The sequence below is a fragment of the Vibrio sp. Vb0667 genome (assembly GCF_033391095.1).
The window spans coordinates 1-1,556 of the sequence record NZ_JAWPOL010000138.1 but is presented as its reverse complement, the minus strand read 5'-3'; the positions used below and the strand labels follow the sequence as shown (position 1 = coordinate 1,556).

General features: G+C 46.5%; 2 protein-coding genes. One reads left to right on the top strand and one right to left on the bottom strand.

The features are described from left to right. Nucleotides 1–540, top strand: a 540-nt coding sequence (locus R8269_RS24060) for a methyl-accepting chemotaxis protein (RefSeq protein ID WP_318222761.1), incomplete at its 5' end; no start/stop codon positions are given. Between the two features lie 125 nt (nucleotides 541–665). Here R8269_RS24060 and R8269_RS24055 read toward each other — a convergent pair. Then, on the bottom strand, nucleotides 666–1,556 hold an 891-nt coding region (locus tag R8269_RS24055; RefSeq protein WP_318222760.1), incomplete at its 5' end, for a transketolase family protein.

Below are 1,556 nucleotides of genomic sequence, written 5' to 3'. Positions count from 1 at the left end.
GATCAGGCACAGAAAGTGAATCATTTGATGGTTGAAATCGGTGGTATTGCAGAGCAGACCAACTTGCTGGCGCTGAACGCGGCGATCGAAGCAGCAAGGGCAGGTGAGCAAGGTCGTGGTTTTGCTGTTGTTGCTGATGAAGTTCGCGCACTGTCTGGACGTACGTCGAATGCGACGGAGCAAATTCAAGCGTCTATCTCTGCTATGCTTTCGACGATAGAAGGTTGGCAGAAAGATATTTTGGCAAACAAAGAGCAAACCGATGCCTGTTCTCAAGTTGCTGAGCAAAGCGCGCTGCGTTTGTCTGAAGTTGAACAGATGATGCAAAGCATGAGTGGCTTGATGGTTGATGTGGCAGAAGCGGCGAACAACCAGTTAAAGCTATCTAGCGATGTAAACCAGCACATTCATTCTATTGCGTCGACCGCAGAGCAAAACTTAGCAGCAACGCATTCTGTTGAGCAAAACAGCCGTCAGTTGAAAGAACAAGTACAAGATTTCTATCAGCTTGCGATTCGATTTGAAGATAAGCAGTCGTAAAGCTGCCTTTTAGCGACGCCAAATATCTCAAACAAATTCGAGATAAAATAAAGCCCCGCCATTTCTGGCGGGGCTTTTCAGTTTTCAAATTCGCAATAGAGAAAACTGATTATCTTTTAACGCGATTACGCTAGCAGTTCTTTTGCTGTGTTCACTACGTTTTCTACAGTGAAACCAAACATTTCGAACAACTGGTCAGCAGGTGCAGATTCACCGAATGTTGTCATACCGATGATGCGACCGTCGAAACCAACGTACTTGTACCAGAAGTCTGCGATGCCCGCTTCAATAGCGATACGTGCTGTTACGTCTGATGGTAGAACTGCTTCACGGTAAGCTGCGTCTTGTTTGTCGAATGCATCTGTTGATGGCATTGAAACAACGCGTACTTTCTTACCTTCTGCTGTTAGTTGTTCAGCGGCTTTCACTGCTAGCTCAACTTCAGAACCTGTTGCGATTAGGATTAGCTCAGGTTTGCCATCACTGTCTTTCAGGATGTAACCACCTTTCGCGATGTCTGCAACTTGCTCAGCGCTACGTGGTTGTTGCGCTAGGTTTTGACGAGAGAAGATAAGTGCTGTTGGTGCATCTTTACGTTCAATCGCTAGTTTCCATGCTACAGCAGACTCAACTTGGTCACATGGGCGCCATGTGTTCATGTTTGGAGTCAAACGTAGAGACGCCATTTGCTCAACTGGTTGGTGAGTTGGGCCATCTTCGCCAAGACCGATAGAATCGTGTGTGTACACTTGGATGTTCTGAATTTTCATCAAAGCAGCCATACGCATTGCGTTACGAGCGTATTCCATGAACATTAGGAATGTTGCGCCGTAAGGAACGAAACCACCGTGTAGTGCGATACCGTTCATAATAGCAGTCATACCAAATTCACGTACACCGTAGTGGATGTAGTTACCAGAGAAGTCGTTCGCTTCTAGAGACTTAGAACCAGACCACATGGTTAGGTTAGAAGGTGCTAGGTCAGCAGAGCCGCCCATGAACTCAGGTAGTAGAGC